The sequence below is a fragment of the Nitratireductor aestuarii genome (assembly GCF_014641695.1).
GTDB classification, from domain to species: Bacteria; Pseudomonadota; Alphaproteobacteria; order Rhizobiales; family Rhizobiaceae; genus Chelativorans; species Chelativorans aestuarii.
Genome location: NZ_BMIF01000018.1, coordinates 22235 through 42078 on the forward strand (window position 1 = coordinate 22235; position 19844 = coordinate 42078).

The window sequence follows — 19844 nt, forward strand, 5'->3', positions numbered from 1 at the left end:
CGCCGCGTGGGGACACGCAGCGCCTTCATGCAAGAACGTCAGCTTACTGGATGATCTGTACGATCTTCCGGGTTTCCGGCTCTACCAGAACGGTGCGGCCATCCACCACGAAGTAGCGATATTCAACCTCGAGGTTCGGTGCTTCGAGTGGCTGCAATTCGATTGTCTCAGGCAGGGCGGTTCCTACTTCAAGGGTGAGATCGGCTGGAACTTCGACTGGTGCCGGCTGATGCGTCACCACATACTCGCGAATGACGGTTTCCTGTTCAGGGGAAATGACGACCGTGGTCTGTGCAGATGCATAACCTGCAAGGGCAACAAAGGCAGTCGTCAGAATGAGGCGTTTCATTTAGCGGTATCTCCCTGTTTCTGTTGCTGACCCAACTCGGAATGAACAAAGGAGTTCCACGCTTTCTGACTTTTGCTAGTGACCTCCCGGTCGTGAACGGCGCCAAAGAATGCTATGGGAACTGCAATACCCGTTGGCAGATGGAAGGTAGCCCGATGACCGTCACGATCTATCACAACCCGAAGTGCGGCACCTCGCGCAACGTCCTTGCGATGATCCGCGAGAGCGGTGCTGAACCCGTGGTTGTGGAATATCTGAAGAACCCTCCATCGCGCGAGCGGCTGATCGAGCTCCTGAAAGCGATGAAGATGTCGCCGCGCGAGTTGCTGCGGAAGAAGGGTACGCCCTATGAGGAGCTCGGGCTCGACGATCCGAAATGGACGGATGAGCAGCTGATCGGCTTCATGGTCGAGCACCCGATCTTCATCGAGCGCCCGATTGTGGAAACGCCGCGCGGGACGCGGCTCTGCCGTCCCGCCGATCTGGTTCGCGATTTGCTGTAGAAGCGGCTAGCGCACCTGATCAAGCAGGCGTTTGCATTCGAGGAGGTCGAACAGCGTCTCCTGCAGCAGCGCGCGGTTCTCGCGAGAGAGTGAACCGCCCTCGCCGGCGCCCTGCCCCTCATCCTCACGGGACGATCCGAGACCAAAGAAGCGCCGTGCCGGCTTCTTGGCCTGTCCAACCAGATCTTCGCCGTCATCGGGCTGGACGGCGGTCGCAGCAACCTCGGCGGCCTTCATCTGGTTCATGGCCTCGACTTCGGCCACTTCGCCACGACCGAGCGCCACGACGAACTGCGGGCCGTTCTCGCGCAGGATCTTCTGCACGCCCTTGATCGTGTAGCCCTGTTCATAAAGCATGAAGCGAATGCCGCGGATCAGGTCCACGTCCTGCGGCCGGTAGTAACGGCGGCCACCGCCACGCTTCAGGGGCTTGATCTGCGAGAAACGTGTCTCCCAGAAACGAAGCACGTGCTGTGGAAGGTCCAGATCCTCCGCAACTTCACTGATCGTGCGGAATGCGTCCGGGCTCTTATCCATGTCCATGCCCTTCTCGCTCAGTTACGACTCATTCGCTTAATAGAGCAATGTTCGGCGGAAAATGACAAGTGGATTGGAGGTTTATGCTCATCTGCATGAAGCCGCCCGCCACAACACATTGTGCGTCGAGCTGACATGAAGCGTCATGGTGTGGCTTTTGACGGCAGTTCAATGCAAGCCGCCCCCCGACAACCGGCAGGCGACGAGCGGCAAGGCTCACTAGGAAGCCTTCTTCTTGCGCAGCTGGTGGGCGCGAAGGATCTGATTCTTCAACACGTTGGATGCCTTGAAGGTCATCACGCGACGCGGAGAGATCGGAACCTCTTCGCCGGTCTTCGGATTGCGGCCGATGCGTTCGTTCTTGTCGCGCACCTGGAAGGTGGCGAAGGACGACAGCTTTACGGTTTCCCCCCGCACGATGGCATCGCAGACTTCCTGCAGAACCATCTCGACGATTTGCGCGGACTCGGTGCGCGATAAACCTATCTTCCGATAGACTGCCTCGGCCAAGTCTGCGCGTGTGACGGTTTTACCCCCCATCAGACGGTTCCATTTCTTCCAAACTATTGAAATACAAAGAAGCTCAAGGCGACGTTACCCAAATTGATGTATGCAGGTCAAGCGCCCAAAAGTGAGTAAATCAGTAACCATCTACCAGCGAAGCAATACAGCACCCCAGGTGAAGCCGCCGCCCATGGCCTCGAGCATCACCAGGTCACCCTTCTTGATCTTGCCTTCGGCGACAGCCGTGGCCAGCGCCAGAGGCACGGATGCAGCAGAAGTGTTGCCGTGCTTGTGAACGGTGATCACCACCTTTTCCTCGGAAATGCCGAGCTTCTTGGCGGATGCATCGATGATGCGCTTGTTCGCCTGATGGGGAACGAACCAATCCAGCTGCTCTGCGGTGATGCCGGTCTTAGCGAAAACATCGACAATCACATCCGTGATCATGCCGACAGCATGCTTGAAGACCTCGCGGCCCTGCATCCGCAGATGGCCGACCGTGCCGGTGGTGGAAGGACCGCCATCGACGAAAAGCTTTTCCTTGTGCGCGCCGTCCGAACGCAGCGACGAGGCGAGAATGCCTCGATCGTCAACCGTGCCCTCGCCTTCCTGCGCTTCGAGTACAACAGCGCCTGCGCCGTCACCGAAGAGCACGGAGGTGGTGCGATCGCTCCAGTCGAGGATGCGCGAGAAGGTTTCCGAGCCGATCACCAGCGCGCGCTTGGCCTGACCTGCCTTTATGTGGAGGTCGGCGACGCTGATCGCATAGACGAAGCCGCTGCAGACTGCCTGGATGTCGAAGGCAAAGCCGTGATGGATGCCAAGGCGGTTCTGGATCTCGACCGAAGAAGCCGGGAAGGTGTTGTTGGGGGTCGCGGTCGCGAGAATGATAAGGTCAATGTCTTCCGGCTTCAGCCCTGCGTTCTCGATCGCCGCGCGTGCAGCTGCCTCGCCGAGCGTGACAGTGGTTTCGTCGTCACCTGCCACATGGCGCTGCTGGATACCCGTACGCTGAACAATCCACTCGTCCGACGTGTCAACAAGCTTCTCGAAATCCTTGTTGGTCATGACACGGCGCGGCAGGGCGGAACCGACGCCGACAAGAACGGACCTAATCATCAAATTCACCTATGCACCGGATACTTCGCTGACAGCCAGCGTTGCTGGCTTGCGCGCGTGATAAAGATCGAGCGTCGTGCGGGTCTTCTCGAAAACACCGCTCTTCACCAGCTCATAGCCCAGCTCGACGGCAGCAGCAAATCCTTCCGCATCCGCCCCCCCATGGCTCTTCACGACGATACCCTTCAACCCCATGAAGACACCGCCATTGGTCTTGTTCACATTCATCTTCTCGCGCAGGCGGTCGAATGCCCCCTTGGCGAGCAGGTAGCCCAGACGCGACAGGAAGGAACTGTTCATCGCCTCACGGAGATAACCCGCGATCTGGCGTGCTGTTCCCTCGGCGGTCTTGAGCGCGATGTTGCCCGAAAAACCTTCCGTCACGACGACGTCGACCGTTCCCTTGCCTATATCGTTGCCTTCAACGAAGCCCTGGTAGGACATGGTCTCAAGATTGGCCTCGCGCAGCATGCGGCCCGCTTCCTTGACCTCTTCCTGACCCTTGATCTCCTCGACGCCGACGTTGAGCAGACCAACGGTCGGCTTCTCGATATCGAAAAGCGCGTGAGCAAGGGCTGCGCCCATGATGGCAAAATCGACCAGGAGCTGGGCATCCGCACCGATGGTGGCGCCAACGTCGAGTACGACGCTCTCACCACGCAGCGTCGGCCAGATGGCTGCAATCGCGGGACGTTCGATGTCGGCCATCGTGCGCAGGCAGAATTTCGACATGGCCATCAGCGCGCCGGTGTTGCCGGCGGAAATGCAGGCATCGGCCTCGCCGGTCTTCACAGCCTCGATGGCTTTCCACATGGAGGACTTCCAGCGGCCGTGGCGCAAAGCCTGGCTCGGCTTCGCATCCATCTGGACGGCGACGTCACAGTGCACGAACGTGCTGACTTCCTTGAGCTTCGGCATCTGCTCGAGCACGGGAAGGACAGCGTCCTGCTGACCGAAAATCACAAACCTTGCATCGGGCCTGCGCGTTGCAACATGCGCCAGACCGGCAAGCGTAACCGCCGGCCCATGATCACCGCCCATTGCATCAACTGAAATGCGTATCACGCGAAATATGCCTCTATTATCCAGACCACTCATGTGGCCGCTCTAAAGCGCTGCGAAAATAGCTTTTTTATGAGGCAGCACAACAATGTTTTCGGCAGATTGGCTCAAAGATTTCCGCGCAGCTTCTTCAGTTCCTCGTAGAGAGGACCGCGGTTTTCCTGCTCTTCCTCACCCAGCGCGTCCTGAAGCGAAATGCCTTCCTTACGCGGATAGGGATCGATACCGAGTGCAAAGAACTCCTCGGCCAGTGCGCCAAGGTCGATTGAGTCGCCGCTGAAGGTCTCGGGAAGATCGTCGGCTTCCGGATCGAGCACGATCTCGGTCTCGTCGGCGCGACGTGCAAGCTTCGAATTTTCCGGCACGAAGACTGAGGAAATCTCTTCGTCGATCTCAGATGCAATCGGCTCGAGCGTAACGACACATGGCTGCGTGATCTTCGCCTGAACGCGTCCGCTGACGATCACGCCATCGCCCTTCCAGCCTTTGATGGTGAACTGCGCGACGAAGGATTCGACGGTCTGGAGATCATGCGCCTGGGCAAGCCCGGCCCGCTGATCGGCGTCCGCATCGAGGGTTACCTCAGCACCATTCTTCGGCAGGCGGTTGACCTGGAACCGGAACGAGACGGGGCTCTTGGATTCAGTGGTCATTGGTTTTTCTCCTGCTCGAAAGAGACAAAACGCAGTTTTCCTGCGGCTAGTTCCTGATCAGTAATATCATTGAGCGCACCGTTTGCGCGGAAAACGTAATCCGCAAGCGGCCCTGCTCCGTCCCAGTTTACCTGATCTGGCAGGATGTTGCGCTTAAGCGCATTGGCCAGCGCATCCCGGTCATTGGCGTCGAGCGCTTCGGTATAGGAAGCGAGCCTTCCGTAGAACATCTTGGCAAACTTCTTCATGCGCTTCGGCACGCCCATGTCGCCAATGCCGAACTCGCGTAGCGAGTGGTCGAGATCGAGGAAGAAGTGGTCCGTCAGCTCCTGGGCGATGTCCTTGAGAGCGCCTTCTTTGTCCCGCACGCGGTGCAGCACCAGAAAGAAATGCACAGAAAGCATCTCGAATCGGCCTAGTGGCGTGTCCGGAACCTCCAGATGCTCGTAGAACTGCGGTTGACGTGCACTTGCCACAATACATTCATAAAGGGTGTCGACGATAGCCTGGCGCTCTTTGCGCCCGTCGCCGAATAACCATCGAAACATGGAGATAAGAGCTCCCTTTGGTGCAGTAAAGTTGGCAAATCGAAAGCATTCTGTTGCATCGACGCGGTTGCTGGTTTACCCGTTTTGTCGACGTACGCAAGGCTTGGAGCCGTTGCGATGTTGGATGATGATAAAGGAGATGTCGTTGCAAGTGCGAAATTACAAGACCAGCCATGCTAGTCGGCTTGTTTTGGCCGTCACGCTTGCGGGAGCAGGACTGGCGCTTGCTGGCTGCAACACCGTTTCCACCCTGACGCCGGGCGAGACCATCACGCAGGGTTATGTCATCGACGAGCAGGCTCTGGAGCTGATCCCCGTCGGTTCGAGCCGCGAGCAGGTGATGCTGGCGCTGGGCACGCCTTCAACGACTGCGACGTTCGATAACGAGGTCTTCTATTACATCTCCCAGACCCGCCGCCGCGGCGCTGCCTTCATGAAGCCGAAGCTGGTCGACCAGAAGGTTCTGGCCGTCTATTTCGGTGCGGATGGCCGCGTCCGCCAGATCGCCAATTATGGCCTGCAGGACGGCAAGGTCTTCGACTTCATCTCGCGCACCACACCGACCGGTGGCCGCGAGCAGAACTTCATCGCGCAGATGATCTCCGGTGTGGCCAGCGGCCAGATGCCGATGAACCCGCTCGGCGCACAGTAAGAAGTTTTCGAGATTTCCAAACGAAAGGCCTGCGGAGCGAACTCCGCAGGCCTTTTGTCTATGGTGGGTCAACAAATCAGTGCGCGAGAACTGCGAGCAGCAGCAGCGCCATGATGTTGGTGATCTTGATCATCGGGTTCACGGCCGGACCAGCGGTATCCTTGTAGGGATCGCCCACTGTATCGCCCGTGACGGAAGCCTTGTGAGCATCCGAACCCTTGACGTGCTTCACGCCATCCTTGTCGATAAAGCCGTCCTCAAAACTCTTCTTGGCATTGTCCCAGGCGCCGCCGCCCGAGGTCATGGAGATTGCCACGAACAGACCGTTGACGATCACGCCAAGCAGCGAAGCACCAAGGGCCGCAAAGGCGGAAGCCTTCGAACCGGAGATGAGCAGCACGCCGAAATAGACGACGAGCGGCGCCAGAACCGGCAGCAGCGACGGGATAATCATCTCGCGGATGGCAGCCTTCGTCAGCATGTCGACCGCGCGGGCATAGTCGGGTCGATCCGTCCCCTTCATGATGCCGGGCTTCTCGCGGAACTGACGTCGCACTTCCTCGACCACTGCACCGCCTGCACGGCCCACGGCCGTCATGGCGATGCCGCCGAAGAGATACGGGATCAGGCCGCCGAAGATCAGGCCAGCCACCACATAGGGGTTGGAGAGATCGAACGACACCGTGCCCATGTCGGCGAAATACGGGAACTGTTCGCCGTTGGCCGCAAAATACTGCAGGTCGTAGCTATAGGCGGCAAAGAGCACCAGCGCACCCAGACCCGCCGAACCAATGGCATAGCCCTTGGTCACCGCCTTGGTCGTGTTGCCCACAGCGTCCAGAGCGTCGGTCGATTGACGGACCTCCTTCGGCAGGCCGGACATTTCGGCGATACCGCCCGCGTTGTCGGTCACCGGACCGAAGGCGTCGAGCGCAACGATCATGCCGGCAAGGCCGAGCATGGTCGTCACCGCGATAGCCGTGCCGAACAGGCCACCCAGCTGGTAAGTGAAGATGATGCCGCCGACGATCACGATGGCGGGCAGCGCCGTTGATTCCAGCGAAACCGCGAGGCCCTGGATGACGTTGGTGCCGTGGCCCGTGACGGAAGCCTGGGCAATCGAGTTCACCGGCCGCTTGTTGGTGCCGGTATAATATTCGGTGATCACCACGATCAGGCCGGTCACGATGAGCCCGAGCAGGCCGCAGATAAAGAGGTTCGTGCCGGTGATGGTAATGCCATCGACCACACCTACTTCGCCCCAGCCGATGGTAAGCGACGTCGCCGCACCGACACCCAGGATCGACAGCAGGCCGGTCACGATTAGGCCCTTGTAGAGCGCGCCCATGATCGAGCCATTCGCGCCGAGCTTGACGAAGAAGGTGCCCACGATGGAGGTAATGATGCAGGTGCCGCAGATCGCCAGCGGATAGAGGATCGCGCTGCCGAGCACTTCGCTGCCGCCGAAGAAGATGGCTGCAAGCACCATCGTCGCCACGACCGTCACCGCATAGGTTTCGAAAAGGTCGGCAGCCATGCCGGCGCAGTCGCCGACGTTATCGCCCACGTTGTCGGCGATCGTAGCAGGGTTGCGCGGATCATCCTCGGGGATGCCGGCTTCAACCTTGCCGACCAGGTCGCCGCCCACGTCGGCACCCTTGGTGAAGATGCCGCCGCCGAGACGGGCGAAGATGGAAATCAGCGAAGCGCCGAAACCGAGCGCCACGAGCGCATCAATGACACCGCGGCTCGCAGGATCGAGCCCCATCGCACCAACCAGCACCCAGTAGTAGACGGATACGCCGAGAAGTGCGAGGCCGGCCACGAGCATGCCGGTGATTGCACCGGACTTGAAAGCGATGTCGAGCCCCGCCGCGAGACTGTTGGAAGCTGCCTGTGCCGTACGGACATTCGCGCGCACGGAAATGTACATGCCGATAAATCCGGCAACACCTGAAAGAACAGCACCGATCAAAAAGCCAATAGCGGCTGTAGCTGTCAGAAACCACCACACCAGGACGAAGACAACAATGCCCACGATCGCGATGGTCGTGTACTGACGGGTAAGATATGCCTGCGCCCCCTCCCGAATGGCCGCAGCAATTTCCTGCATGCGTGCGTTGCCCTGATCCGCCGCGAGAACGGATTGTGTCGCCCAAATGGCGTACAGGACAGAAAGCAAGCCGCAGGCAATGACGACATAAAGCATGGTCATGCCAATTTCCCTCTGAATTTGGCCCGCCGAACTCCTCCCGGGCCATGAGAAAGACTGTGGATGGATAAAGACAGCCTCAGAGAGGATTTATGCGAAACCCCTTGAGCAAGGTCAAGTCTAGGTAGCGGAATGAAAATTCCGCTCCTTTTATCTTTGCTCAAGAGGTAAGAACTTGGCTTATGCTTCTGATCTTGCAGCGGTTGCGCGAACCGCGTTGAGCGCAAGAAGGCCAAGGCAGAGAACTGCGATGGGGAAAATGATCCAGTTCACCATGTCCCAGCCGAACGCATTGTAGACGCGTCCGGACATGAGCGAGCCAAATGCCACGATGGAGAAGAGCAGGAAGTCGTGCAGACCTTCTACCTTGTTCTTTTCGGAAGGACGGTAGCATTCCGAGACCATCGCCGTGGCGCCGATGAAACTGAAGTTCCAGCCGAGACCGAGCAGCACGAGCGCCAGCCAGAACTGCCAGAGTTCGATGCCCGAAAGAGCAACCCCGCCCGCTGCCATCATGAGCAGCATGCCGAAGGCGATCATCCTGTCCTTGCCGAAGCGTGCGATCAGGTGGCCCGTAACGAAGCTCGGAGCATACATGGCCACCATGTGCCAGGAGATGCCGAGTGCCGCTTCGTTCGGCGAAAATCCGCAGCCGATCATGGCAAGCGGCGCGCCCACCATGACGAAATTCATCAGCGAGAACGAGCTGATGCCGCAGACGATTGCCGTGATGAAGCGCGGCTGCTTGATGATTTGAACCAGAGGGCGGGCCGCCGGCTTGACGTCTCCAGCCTTGCTGCCCTTTGCCTCGGTGGGACGCAGGAGAGAGAGGATCGCCCCTCCGACAATGGCGAGGCCGATGATAGCGGCAAAGGAGCCGGCGAACATCACCGGCTCAAACAGGTCGCGCGTGTAGATCACAAGTTGCGGACCGATGATGGCGGCGAAAATCCCCCCCATCATGACCCAGGAGATTGCCTTGGGCTTGAAATCGGATGGCGCGCCATCGGCTGCCGCAAAGCGATACTGCTGCAGGAAAGCGCTGCCCCCGCCGATGATCATGAGGCCGAAGGCAAAAATCCAGAAATGGTTCTGGAAAAGCGCAAGCACCGCGATCAAGCCGCCGAGTGCAGTTGCTGCGGCTCCACCGATGAAGCCGATACGACGGCCAACACGGCGCATCAGCATGGCTGCCGGGATGGCCGAAAATGCGGTGCCGAGCATGAATGTGGTGATCGGCGCTGTGGCAAGAGACTTGTCAGCGCCGAGAAGATAGGCCCCGGCAAGGCCGCCCATCGAAAGAACAATGGGCTGTCCGGCCCCTACCACTGCCTGTGCTCCGCAGAGCACCAGTGCGTTATGCTTCGCGAGGCGGTAGGGGTCGGTGACCGTCAAGAAGCTTCGTCCTGCTTCTTCTGGCCGCGCTGCTTGCGAGCGATACGGTCGAGGACGGCATTCACCAGCTTCGGCTCGTCGTCTTCGCTGTAGAACGCCTTGGCGATATCAAGATATTCCGTGATGATCACGGCGACCGGAACGTCCTGCTTCTTCATGATCTCGAAGGCGCCGGCACGCAGGATGGCACGCAGCGTGGAATCGAGGCGCGAAAGCGGCCAGTCGTCCGTCAGCGATTGACGGATGATCGGGTCGATCAGCTTCTGGTTTTCCACGACGCCGGCAAGGATCGCGCGGAACCACTGCGGGTCCGCCTCGCGATACATCACCCCATCGATTTCCTGGCCAAGACGGAACGCCTCGTATTCGGCAGTGGTCTCGAGCAGGCCCGAGCCGCCGATGTCCATCTGGTACAGCGCCTGGACTGCGGAGAGCCGGGCAGCGCCACGCTTGTTGGCCGGACGGGGGTGATCCGAATTTTCAGTTGGAGCAGATGTCACCTCAAGCTCCAAAACGTTTCTTGAGTGCGATCATTGTAAGCGCAGCCTGAGCCGCCGCATAGCCCTTGCCGCCTGCCTTGCCATCTTCGGTCTTGGCGATGCGGGCGAGCGCCTGCGCTTCGTTCTCAACCGTCAGGATGCCGTTGCCGACTGCAAGGCCGAACATGGTGGTAAGGTCCATGATGCCGCGAGCGGATTCATTCGAGACCACCTCGAAGTGGTAGGTCTCGCCACGGATCACGCAGCCGAGAGCAACATAACCGTCATATTCAACGCCGCCGTTCTCGCCACCTTCAGCGGCAAACGCGATCGCAGCGGGAATCTCCAGTGCACCAGGCACCGTCACAACATCATAGCTAGCGCCTGCCGCGTCCAACGCAGCCTTTGCACCAGCAAGAAGACCATCAGCCAAATGGTCATAGAAGCGGGCTTCCACGATGAGAAGCTTGGGGGAAACTGTATCAGCCATTCGTAACTCCAGGATAGCGGCTGACTTAGGCCTAAGCCCAATTCTTATCAAGCCGTACTTTTTGGATTCCGGCAATGCGGTAGGCGCAGGGCTGTCGCGAACGCCGGTACCTCATTGTTGAGTCATATGAGTCACTTGCACCACATTCTTCAGATGGTGCAAGCGTTTGAAGCTTTAGGCAGGCGCGTTTCAGCCAGCCGCCCGGGCCTCGCGTTCGGCTTCAACCAGTCGTGCGGCATAGCGCGCCATGGTGTCCACCTCGAGGTTCACCGCATCGCCCACTTGCCGCTGCCCCCAGGTCGTGACCGTCAGCGTATGGTGGATGATCAGCACGTCGAAGCGGTTGCCCTCGACGCGGTTGACCGTCAGCGACGTTCCGTCGAGCGCAACCGAGCCCTTGGGCGCGATGAACTTCGCCAACTCTACCGGAGCTTCAAGCACAAAGCGAACGGCATCGCCCTCGTCCTTGCGCTCGCGGATGATCGCCTGACCATCGACGTGTCCGGACACGATATGCCCGCCGAGTTCGTCGCCAACCTTCAGCGCCCGCTCCAGGTTGATCTTCGTGCCTTCCTTCCAGCTTCCGGCCGTGGTGAGCCGCAGCGCTTCTTCCCAGGCCTCAACCTCGAACCAGCGCTGGTTGGAAGCAGTCTCAGGCAGCGTCACGACGGTGAGGCACACACCCGAGCATGCGATGGAAGCACCGATGTCGATCGTGGCAGGATCGTAATTGGTTCCGATCCTTAGGCGAATTCCCTGATCAAGTGGTTGAATTGATTCAACTTGGCCGATGTCGGTGACGATGCCGGTGAACATCAACGCTCCTTCACGAATTCGAAATAGTCGTCCTCGCCAAACCGCTCACGGCGGACGAGACGGAAGCCATCAGGCAGATTATCAGGCGTGACCGGGGCGGCAACAGCATCCTCGCCGAGCGTCTTCGGTGCAACGAAGAGGCAGATGCGGTCCACCAGATCCTCTTCCAGGAAGGCCGCCGCGGTATGCGCGCCGCCCTCGACCAGAACCGAAGTAAAACCTTTGGCCGCGAGATCCTCCACCAACTCCGGAAGAGCCACCTCGCCATCCGCCGTCTCGATCGCCAGGAACTGCACGCCGGCTTCCACATAGGCTGCCTTGCGGTCCAGCGGACAGTCGCTGGCGGCAGTCAGATACAGAGGCACCTTGCGCGCGGAAGAGACGAGCGTGGAGTTGAGCGGCAGCCGCAGGTGTCGGTCGAGCACGATACGGGCTGGCGAACGGCTTTCCAGCCCCGGCAGGCGACAGGTGAGAGCCGGATCGTCGTTCAGCGCCGTCCCAACGCCGATCAGGATGGCATCCGCCTCCGCCCGCATCATATGAACCTGGCGGGAAGAAATCTCGCCGCTGATCTGCACCTGACCCCTGCCCTGCCGGCCGATCATGCCATCGGAGGAAAGTGCAAGCTTTAGAATCACCTGCGCGCGTTTGTTGGCTGAGCGAATGAGGTAGCCGCTCATGAGATCGGCAGCTTCCTCGGCAAGCACGCCACTGACGACTTCGATCCCCGCCTCTCGTAGCATCGCGTAGCCACGCCCTGCCACGCGATCGTCAGGATCACCGGCAGCTCCAACAACACGGGCGATGCCAGCGCGGATCAGCGCCTCGGCGCAGGGCGGCGTGCGGCCATGGTGCGCGCAGGGCTCGAGCGTGACGTAGGCTGTAGCACCCCGCGCCTTCTCGCCCGCTTCTTCAAGCGCCTGCGTCTCGGCATGCGGACGTCCACCGATGGCGGTAACCCCGCGCCCGACGATGACTGGACCGTTACCATCGTCCCGCACAATGAGGGTGCCCACGGCTGGATTGGTGCCCGTCAGTCCAAGATGTCGGCGGGAATAGCGGATCGCGGCGGCCATGAAACGGCGGTCGCGTTCCTCCTGGGTTTCGGTCGAAACGTCCTGCAATGGCATGGCTCAGTCGACCTCCGGCTCGCCCTTCAGCTCGCCGAGCACTTCCTGGAAGTCGCGGGCCTCGCGGAAATTCCGATAGACGGATGCGAAACGCACATAGGCTACGTCGTCGAGCGATTTCAGCGCTTCCATCACCAGAAGGCCGATCTGTTCGGTCGTGACCTCGCTCTCGCCCGTGCTCTCAAGCTGGCGGACGATGCCGGAGACAGCCCGCTCGATCCGCTCGGGATCCACGTTGCGCTTGCGCAGTGCGATGTCGAAAGAACGAAGCAGCTTGTCGCGATCGAACGGGACCTTGCGGCCGGACTTCTTGGCGACGATCAGGTCGCGCAGCTGCACGCGCTCGAACGTGGTGAAGCGGCCGCCACAGACAGGGCATGACCGGCGCCGGCGGATCGCGCTGCCATCGTCAGCCGGGCGTGAGTCTTTCACCTGCGTGTCTTCAGACTGGCAATAGGGGCAGCGCATGTAATCCGGTTCCTCAAAGCATTCGCCCTATCGGCGAATATTCCTCAAGTGCATTTGAACGAAAGGGCGACCCACTGGGCCGCCCCCACGATTCCGTGATTAGAGATACGGATAGATCGGGAAGCGGTCGGTCAGTGCAACGACCTTCTGCTTCACGGCTTCCTCAACCGCCTGGTTGCCTTCGTCGGAATTGGCGACCTTGAGGCCGTCCAGAACTTCGGCGATCAGGTTGCCGATTTCGCGGAACTCCGCTTCGCCGAAGCCGCGCGTCGTGCCTGCAGGGGTACCGAGACGGACACCGGAGGTCACGAACGGCTTTTCGGGATCGAAGGGGATACCGTTCTTGTTGCAGGTGATGTTGGCGCGGCCAAGTGCGGCTTCCGCACGCTTGCCCGTGGCGTTCTTCGGACGCAGGTCGACCAGCATCAGGTGGTTGTCGGTGCCGCCCGAAACGATGTCGAGACCGGATTCCTTGAGGCTTTCAGCCAGCGCCTTCGCGTTGAGCACGACCTGACGGGCATAGTCCTTGAAGCTCGGCTGCAGAGCCTCGCCCAGGGCAACCGCCTTGGCGGCGATGACGTGCATCAGAGGTCCGCCCTGCAGACCCGGGAACACGGCTGAGTTGATCTTCTTCGCGATATCTTCGTCGTTGGTCAGGATCATGCCGCCGCGCGGACCGCGAAGCGACTTGTGGGTCGTGGTCGTAACCACATGGGCGTGCGGCAGCGGCGACGGATGCTCGCCACCGGCCACGAGACCAGCGATGTGAGCCATGTCGACCATCAGATATGCGCCCACGCTGTCAGCGATCTCGCGGAAGCGCTTCCAGTCCCAAATGCGCGAATAGGCCGTGCCGCCGGCAAGGATGAGCTTCGGCTTGTGCTCCTGGGCAAGACGCTCGATTTCTTCCATGTCGAGGAGGTGATCGTCGCGGCGAACACCGTAGGAAACCACATTGAACCACTTGCCCGACATGTTGACCGGAGAACCGTGGGTCAGGTGACCACCGGAGTTCAGGTCGAGGCCCATGAACGTGTCGCCCGGCTGCAGCAGCGCGAGGAACACGGCCTGGTTCATCTGGCTGCCGGAGTTCGGCTGCACATTGGCGAACTTGCAGTCGAACAGCTGCTTGGCGCGTTCGATCGCGAGTTCCTCAACAACGTCGACGAACTGGCATCCACCATAATAGCGCTTGCCCGGATAACCTTCAGCGTACTTGTTGGTCAGGACAGTACCCTGAGCTTCCATCACCGCGCGGGAAACGATGTTCTCAGACGCGATCAGCTCGATCTCATGCCGCTGGCGACCGAGTTCGTTGCGAATTGCGCCAAAGATATCCTTGTCGGCTTCTTCGAGCGGGCGGGAGAAAAAGGCCTCGGTAACGTTCGGGGCGGCTGAGGCTGTGGCCATAGCGCTAACTTCCTTCGACTTGTGCACTCATGAGGGCGGCGGAATGCGGGCGCATTAGCACTTTTCAATCGCTCTCACCACGCCTATCCGTTGCTTTTTGCACTCCACCTGTGAAATTTCGGGCTCATCACCCGGAAGTAGCAAGGCCGCCATGACGGCGGCCTCGATCGAAATCGCTGTGAAGAGCCCCTTGGCTGCTACAGCGTGCTCGACATCTGCAGTTCCTGCACGCCGTCCATGCCATAGATATCGTCGCGGAACTGGACCACACCATCGGTGCTGGACCAGCTGGAAATATAAGCGAAGTGGACCGGCACAGGATCAGCGACCGGAATGCGCTTGTCCATCTCGGTCTGGATCGTCGTCTCAATGGTGCGGCGGTCCCAGCCGGCCGTGTCACGCAGGATCCAGGTGACGAGGTCACGCACGTTCTGCACGCGCACGCAGCCCGACGAATGGAAGCGTTCCTGATCGCGGAAGAACTGCTGCTGCGGAGTGTCGTGCATGTAGACCGCATGCTGGTTCGGGAAGTTGATCTTCACCGATGCCATTGCATTGATCTTGCCCGGATCCTGACGGAAACGGTACTTCGCCGCCTCGTCCGTCGACCAGTCAACCGTGATCGGGTCAACTTCACGACCATCCGGTGCAATCAGACGGATGTTATTGTCCCTCAGATAGTTCGGGTTGGTACGCATGACCGGGATAATGTCTTTCTTGATGATCGACACCGGCGCGTTCCAGTATGGGTTGAGGATGATCTCGTTGATCTTGGACGAGAGGATCGGCGTCTGGCGGTCGATCTTGCCGACGACAGCGGTGTGGCTCAACGCAACGCGGCCGTTCTCCGCCGCCTGGATGTGGGCAGCCGGAATATTCACCATCACGAAGCGGTAGCCGAGGTCACGCGACGTCCACTCATGCAGACGCTGCAGGTTGGTCTGCAGCTGGCCGAGGCGGATGTGCGCCGGAACGTTCATGGCGGCGTAGGTGTACTTGCCGGTGACGCCATCTGCCGGAAGGCCGTGACGGGCCTGGAAGCGCTTGAGCGCTGCCTCGACATAAGTGTCGAACGCCGGAGACATGCCAGCTTGGGGCGAGAGGTCGCCCGAGATCATCAGGCGCTGGCGCAGGAGCTCGACGTCAGGGTCGATAACGCCCGTCTGCAGCTTCTTGGTTGCCGGAACGATCGGCCAACCGCCACTCGCGGCAATGTTCTGGTATTGGGCGATCGCCTGCTCGACGTAGGGGATCGTGGTTGGGTTGAGGATTGCCACATTGGACGAAACCCGCTCAGGCGTCGTGGCTCCCGCATCGAACTGATCGTTCCATGCGCCACGCCGCGGCGCCCGAATGATAGAGTCAATGAGGTTCTGAGCGTGAGCCGATCCTGCTGCGGCGGAAGCAACCGCCGCACCGGCTCCAGCGAGAAAAAGACGGCGACTGGATTTCATCTGTTTACCCGACCTGTTAATTCAGCGCGATTACTCGGCATAAATGGTCGGAACAACGTTAATTTTCTGAGAACAGAAAACGTGCCCCGGCCCTTTGCGTTCAAAATTGGACCATTTCCATCGGGCTTAATTATGGTGTTAACGTGGCCAAGCAAAACGATTGTGGCGGCCGCAATCCTTCGCAGCCGCCTGTTGCTCGCTGATCACATTACAAGGAACGCCGCCTACATGCGATAGGCGATGGTGTCGTTCCAGAAGCGATCGAGCCGCTGCAGGGCCTTGTTCATCTGGCCGAACTCGACCTCGTTGATGCCGCCAACCTGTTCAATCGTGCCGATGTGACGGTCATAGAGCCGTGCAACGACCTCGGCCACTTCCTTGCCCTTGGGCGTGAGGCTGACCCGTACCGCGCGACGGTCGGTTGCGGAACGCTGGTGATTGATGAAGCCGAGCTCGATCAGTTTCTTCAGGTTATAGGAGACGTTCGAGCCCTGGTAATATCCTCGTGAACGGAGCTCGCCAGCCGAGAGCTCAGCATCGCCGATGTTGAAAAGCAGAATCGCCTGGATGGCATTGATGTCGTCGCGACCCTGGCGGTCGAACTCGTCCTTCACGACATCCTGCAAACGGCGGTGCAGACGTTCGACCAGGTGAAGCGCTTCCAGATAGAGCGACCGGAGGCCTGTCTCACCTGGTCGATGAACTGCCGTGCCCTGATGGGCAACGCCTGAGTTGATCATGGTAGTGCCTTTCGTTTGACGCCTGGTGATTTCTTTTTGTTTTCACCTTGGCGTCGAACCTATCGACGGCCTCTAAAATTGTACTTAAATATCAGACTTAACAGAGGCTTACGGCGCAGTGCGCGGTTTCGTGGCTAAAAAGGCGTTAACCGAGGTTAATCGGCCTCCCGCCTCTCCTCGAGATAAATGGCGAGACGAAGGGCAACATAGCAGCCTGCTGTCAGGAGATGCGCGGCCACGATCCACGGCCGGAAACCGAACAGATCGTGGAGGAAGCTGAACATCACGATTTCAATCGCCGCACAGACGAACCAGATCACTGGCCCCCACGAGGCAAGCGTCCACAGGCCCACCGAAGCGAACGGAAAGAAGACGGCGAGCGAACCCGCCGCAGCCTGCCAGTGCGTGGGCAGCAGATCGAAACGCCATTCGGCAGAAGGATAAACACCCACAAGCCGCGTCCAGTAGAGTACACCCTGCGCAAGACAGAGCAGGGCTACGGCGCGCTGTAACAGCTCCAGACCGAAGTGGTGGTTCGATTGTCTTGCTGCAATTTGGCGTGTGATGTTTTCCGACACGGGCTTCCTTCGGCAACCGGGCGTTCGCAGCACCCTTCAGCTTCGATTTGTCTTATGGCGGGGTAAGGCCAGTCCTTGTACATGATTCACCATGTAATTGCTAAGGAAGCGCTGTAGCAGTCGTCAATCCATCACCCGCCCGGTACCGGAAGCCAAGCGGCAATCTTGTCTGCCGGCCCTTCGGCGTTATAGTGTACTGTGAAAAGGAGAGTTCCAATGAACAAGATCGTCAGTACCAAAACTACTCTCCGGACTGTGGATGAAATCACGTCCAGCCGCCGGCTCCGCCGCATGCGCAAGGCGGATTGGGCACGCCGGCTGGTTCAGGAAAATCACCTGCGCGTGGACGACCTGATCTGGCCGATCTTCCTCGTTGAAGGCGAGAACCGCGAGGAAGCCATCGAGGCGATGCCCGGCGTGAAGCGCCTCTCCGTCGACCGCGCCGTGCGCGAGGTGGAGCGTGCCGCCAAGCTTGGCATTCCGGCCGTCGCGACCTTCCCGAAGATCGAGCTTGGGAAGAAGGACGATCGTGGATCGGCGATCCTCGACGCGGACAACCTGATCAACAAGGCGACCCGCGCCATCAAGCAGGCGGTTCCCGAGATCGGCGTCATCACCGATGTCGCGCTTGATCCATTTACCACTCACGGCCATGACGGCATCCTGGTCGACGGTGTGATCCTCAACGACGAAACCGTCGAGCAGATCGCTGACGCCGCCGTGCTCCAGGCTGCCGCAGGCGCGGATGTCATTGCCCCCTCCGATATGATGGACGGCCGCATCGGCGCCATCCGCGAAGCGCTGGACGCCAACGGCTTCCAGGAAGTGGCGATCATGTCCTACGCGACCAAGTTTGCCTCGGCCTTCTATGGCCCCTATCGCGATGCGATCGGCACCAGCGGCCTGCTGAAGGGCGACAAGAAGACCTACTACATCGATCCCGCCAACACCGACGAGGCAATCCGCGAGACCGAGCAGGACCTGGCCGAAGGTGCGGACATGATCATGGTCAAGCCCGGCCTGCCCTATCTCGACATCGTCCGCCGACTGAAGGACACGTTTGCGGTTCCAACCTTCGCCTACCAGGTGTCGGGCGAATATGCGATGATCAAGGCGGCTGCCGCCAACGGCTGGATCGACGGTGAAAAAGCCATGCTTGAGAGTCTGCTCGCCTTCAAGCGCGCCGGCTGTGACGGCATTCTGACCTATTTCGCCATGGAGGTTGCCGAGCGTCTGCGTGGCTGATCGCATGGAACCGTGGGGCGGCGCGAACGCTTACACGGTTCCCCGATCAACATTGTGAGGGAAGGCAATCAAGCGAGGTTGAGTTGCGCATAACGCGTTCTTACTTACAATTGAAACTGTGCAGATGCCGCGGTGCCAGGACAACGACTGGTTTTGAGTAGAACGCCCCAAGATGACGCAACAACCAAGTCACTCCCCGCAATTCTTCCTGACGGCGCCCTCGCCCTGCCCCTATCTTGCGGGCCAGTACGAGCGGAAGGTGTTCACCCACCTGGTCGGTGACAAGGCGATGGAACTGAACGACATCCTGACCCAGGGCGGGTTCCGTCGCTCCCAGAATATCGCCTATCGCCCCGCCTGCGAGACCTGCCGGGCCTGCGTCTCCGTGCGCATCCTCGCCCAGCAGTTCCAGCCAACAAAGAACATGAAGCGCGTGCTGAAGACCAATGCCGACCTGATCGGTGAGGAACGCGGTCCCGAGCCCAGCAGCGAGCAATATTCGCTCTTCCGCGCCTATCTCGATGTCCGCCATCGCGGCGGCGGCATGTCGGACATGACCATGCTCGATTATGCGATGATGGTGGAGGACTCCCACGTCTCCACCAGGGTCATCGAGTACCGCCTTCGTGGCCCCGACTCCTTCGTGACCGGCAAGGGCGAAGGCGAATTGATCGCAGTGGCGCTGACGGACGAGATGTCTGACGGCCTGTCGATGGTCTATTCCTTCTACAATCCGGAATTGGAAAGGCGTTCGCTGGGCTCTTACCTGATCCTCGACCACATCCGGCGGGCGCAGGCCCGCGGTCTACCTCATGTTTATCTCGGGTACTGGGTAAACGGTTCGAAAAAGATGGGCTACAAGATCCGCTACCAGCCCCAGGAGCACCTCGGCCCCAATGGTTGGGTTAAGTTTACGCCGACACTCCAGGTCCGCTAACCGCTCACAGTCAGTTCCTCATCTGGTCAGATACACACTTTCTGTCGGCTGATGCGTAAGGACTACAGTTAGTTACGTCTCGCATACGCATACACGCGCACTTTCTCGGATAGCATCACTAGTGCATCAACCTGGGTACGCTAGATGATTCCTGACATCCTCCCCGAAGCACCACATCGCGTGAAAAAACGACTACTCTGGGCAACCATGGCCGGATTATTTGCGTTCGCCGGACTGACATATCCGGCGCAGGCCCAAATTCGTAAGCGCGAATTTCTGTGCACCTTCTGAAGCGCAGTGCTCTGATGCATGCAGTTCACCACCAAAAAGAGGTGGACACCAAATCATGGACGATACTCCTAAACTGCAGGTGCGGCTTGTTGGCCGCGACGGCCGCCGTCGATATGACCCTGCCTCCCGAGATCGGCTTGTCGCAAGCGTGTTTAGAGCCCGGCGTTTCGGTTTCGCGTCTAGCTCTGGAGCACGGCGTCAACGCCAATCTCGTTCGCAAGTGGGTAAAGAGAGCCAAAGAAGATAGTGCTTTACCTGCGGTATCTACGTTC

22 protein-coding genes and 1 pseudogene are annotated in these 19844 nt (G+C 59.6%); 5 read left to right on the forward strand and 18 right to left on the reverse strand.

The features are described 5' to 3' along the window. Positions 1–43: 43 nt before the first annotated feature. Positions 44–349, reverse strand: a complete 306-nt coding sequence (locus tag IEX27_RS19495; RefSeq protein WP_188722778.1) for a DUF1236 domain-containing protein — start codon at positions 347–349, stop codon at positions 44–46. 155 nt (positions 350–504) lie between these two features. Between IEX27_RS19495 and arsC the strand changes: the two genes are divergently transcribed. Beyond that, complete coding sequence (arsC, locus tag IEX27_RS19500; protein ID WP_188722779.1) at positions 505–852, forward strand: arsenate reductase (glutaredoxin); 348 nt, start codon at positions 505–507, stop codon at positions 850–852. 6 nt (positions 853–858) lie between these two features. Here the strand turns inward: arsC and IEX27_RS19505 are convergent, their stop codons facing one another. From IEX27_RS19505 to IEX27_RS19530, 6 genes are all read right to left on the reverse strand, one after another. Continuing rightward, positions 859–1389 carry a MerR family transcriptional regulator gene (locus IEX27_RS19505; protein WP_188722780.1) on the reverse strand — a complete coding sequence of 177 codons (531 nt, stop codon included), beginning with the start codon at positions 1387–1389 and terminating at the stop codon, positions 859–861. A 219-nt stretch (positions 1390–1608) separates the two neighbouring features. Next, positions 1609–1929, reverse strand: a complete 321-nt coding sequence (locus IEX27_RS19510) for an integration host factor subunit alpha (RefSeq protein ID WP_188722781.1) — start codon at positions 1927–1929, stop codon at positions 1609–1611. Between the two features lie 111 nt (positions 1930–2040). Continuing rightward, complete coding sequence (locus tag IEX27_RS19515; RefSeq protein WP_188722782.1) at positions 2041–3012, reverse strand: beta-ketoacyl-ACP synthase III; 972 nt, start codon at positions 3010–3012, stop codon at positions 2041–2043. 9 nt (positions 3013–3021) lie between these two features. Then, complete coding sequence (gene plsX, locus IEX27_RS19520) at positions 3022–4077, reverse strand: phosphate acyltransferase PlsX (protein WP_188722783.1); 1056 nt, start codon at positions 4075–4077, stop codon at positions 3022–3024. A gap of 104 nt (positions 4078–4181) precedes the next feature. Further along, a complete protein-coding gene (locus IEX27_RS19525; RefSeq protein ID WP_188722784.1) occupies positions 4182–4727 on the reverse strand; it encodes a YceD family protein in 546 nt (181 codons plus the stop codon). Continuing rightward, positions 4724–5275 carry a ubiquinol-cytochrome C chaperone family protein gene (locus tag IEX27_RS19530; protein ID WP_188722785.1) on the reverse strand — a complete coding sequence of 184 codons (552 nt, stop codon included), beginning with the start codon at positions 5273–5275 and terminating at the stop codon, positions 4724–4726. Before IEX27_RS19530 ends, IEX27_RS19525 begins: the two co-directional genes overlap by 4 nt. A 139-nt stretch (positions 5276–5414) precedes the next feature. Between IEX27_RS19530 and IEX27_RS19535 the strand changes: the two genes are divergently transcribed. Then, complete coding sequence (locus IEX27_RS19535; RefSeq protein WP_188722786.1) at positions 5415–5927, forward strand: outer membrane protein assembly factor BamE; 513 nt, start codon at positions 5415–5417, stop codon at positions 5925–5927. 76 nt (positions 5928–6003) lie between these two features. On the opposite strand, the gene IEX27_RS19540 is transcribed toward IEX27_RS19535, so the two are convergent. From IEX27_RS19540 to IEX27_RS19590, 11 genes are all read right to left on the reverse strand, one after another. Further along, a complete protein-coding gene (locus tag IEX27_RS19540; RefSeq protein ID WP_188722787.1) occupies positions 6004–8142 on the reverse strand; it encodes a sodium-translocating pyrophosphatase in 2139 nt (712 codons plus the stop codon). 177 nt (positions 8143–8319) lie between these two features. Then, the gene (locus tag IEX27_RS19545) at positions 8320–9534 is read right to left on the reverse strand and encodes an MFS transporter (RefSeq protein WP_244630463.1); all 1215 of its coding nucleotides are present in this window, start codon (positions 9532–9534) and stop codon (positions 8320–8322) included. Beyond that, positions 9531–10034, reverse strand: a complete 504-nt coding sequence (nusB, locus tag IEX27_RS19550) for a transcription antitermination factor NusB (RefSeq protein WP_280516501.1) — start codon at positions 10032–10034, stop codon at positions 9531–9533. The genes IEX27_RS19545 and nusB overlap by 4 nt, the downstream gene beginning before the upstream one ends. Position 10035: 1 nt before the next feature. Then, on the reverse strand, positions 10036–10503 hold the full coding sequence (ribH, locus tag IEX27_RS19555) for a 6,7-dimethyl-8-ribityllumazine synthase (RefSeq protein WP_188722789.1): 468 nt from the start codon (positions 10501–10503) through the stop codon (positions 10036–10038). A gap of 189 nt (positions 10504–10692) precedes the next feature. Beyond that, the gene (locus tag IEX27_RS19560) at positions 10693–11319 is read right to left on the reverse strand and encodes a riboflavin synthase (protein ID WP_188722790.1); all 627 of its coding nucleotides are present in this window, start codon (positions 11317–11319) and stop codon (positions 10693–10695) included. Continuing rightward, the gene (ribD, locus tag IEX27_RS19565; RefSeq protein ID WP_188722791.1) at positions 11319–12449 is read right to left on the reverse strand and encodes a bifunctional diaminohydroxyphosphoribosylaminopyrimidine deaminase/5-amino-6-(5-phosphoribosylamino)uracil reductase RibD; all 1131 of its coding nucleotides are present in this window, start codon (positions 12447–12449) and stop codon (positions 11319–11321) included. The genes IEX27_RS19560 and ribD overlap by 1 nt, the downstream gene beginning before the upstream one ends. 3 nt (positions 12450–12452) lie before the next feature. After that, positions 12453–12917, reverse strand: coding sequence for a transcriptional regulator NrdR (gene nrdR, locus IEX27_RS19570; protein ID WP_188722792.1), 465 nt, complete (start codon positions 12915–12917; stop codon positions 12453–12455). A 99-nt stretch (positions 12918–13016) separates the two neighbouring features. After that, positions 13017–14327: a serine hydroxymethyltransferase gene (glyA, locus tag IEX27_RS19575; protein WP_188722793.1), complete on the reverse strand. Its 1311-nt coding sequence runs from the start codon at positions 14325–14327 to the stop codon at positions 13017–13019. Positions 14328–14524: 197 nt separating this feature from the next. Beyond that, positions 14525–15781, reverse strand: coding sequence for a L,D-transpeptidase family protein (locus tag IEX27_RS19580; protein ID WP_188722794.1), 1257 nt, complete (start codon positions 15779–15781; stop codon positions 14525–14527). Between the two features lie 224 nt (positions 15782–16005). Next, positions 16006–16521, reverse strand: a complete 516-nt coding sequence (gene ldtR, locus IEX27_RS19585; protein WP_188722795.1) for a transcriptional regulator LdtR — start codon at positions 16519–16521, stop codon at positions 16006–16008. Between the two features lie 155 nt (positions 16522–16676). Then, a complete protein-coding gene (locus IEX27_RS19590) occupies positions 16677–17099 on the reverse strand; it encodes a DUF6163 family protein (RefSeq protein WP_188722796.1) in 423 nt (140 codons plus the stop codon). Between the two features lie 216 nt (positions 17100–17315). Here IEX27_RS19590 and hemB point away from each other — a divergent pair, with 216 nt between their 5' ends. From hemB to IEX27_RS19605, 3 genes and pseudogenes are all read left to right on the forward strand, one after another. Further along, complete coding sequence (hemB, locus tag IEX27_RS19595; protein ID WP_188722797.1) at positions 17316–18344, forward strand: porphobilinogen synthase; 1029 nt, start codon at positions 17316–17318, stop codon at positions 18342–18344. Positions 18345–18516: 172 nt separating this feature from the next. Beyond that, entirely contained in the window at positions 18517–19281 is a 765-nt protein-coding gene (locus tag IEX27_RS19600; RefSeq protein ID WP_188722798.1) for an arginyltransferase, read from the forward strand. Positions 19282–19627: 346 nt separating this feature from the next. After that, positions 19628–19844: pseudogene (locus IEX27_RS19605) on the forward strand (transposase); the annotation flags it as partial.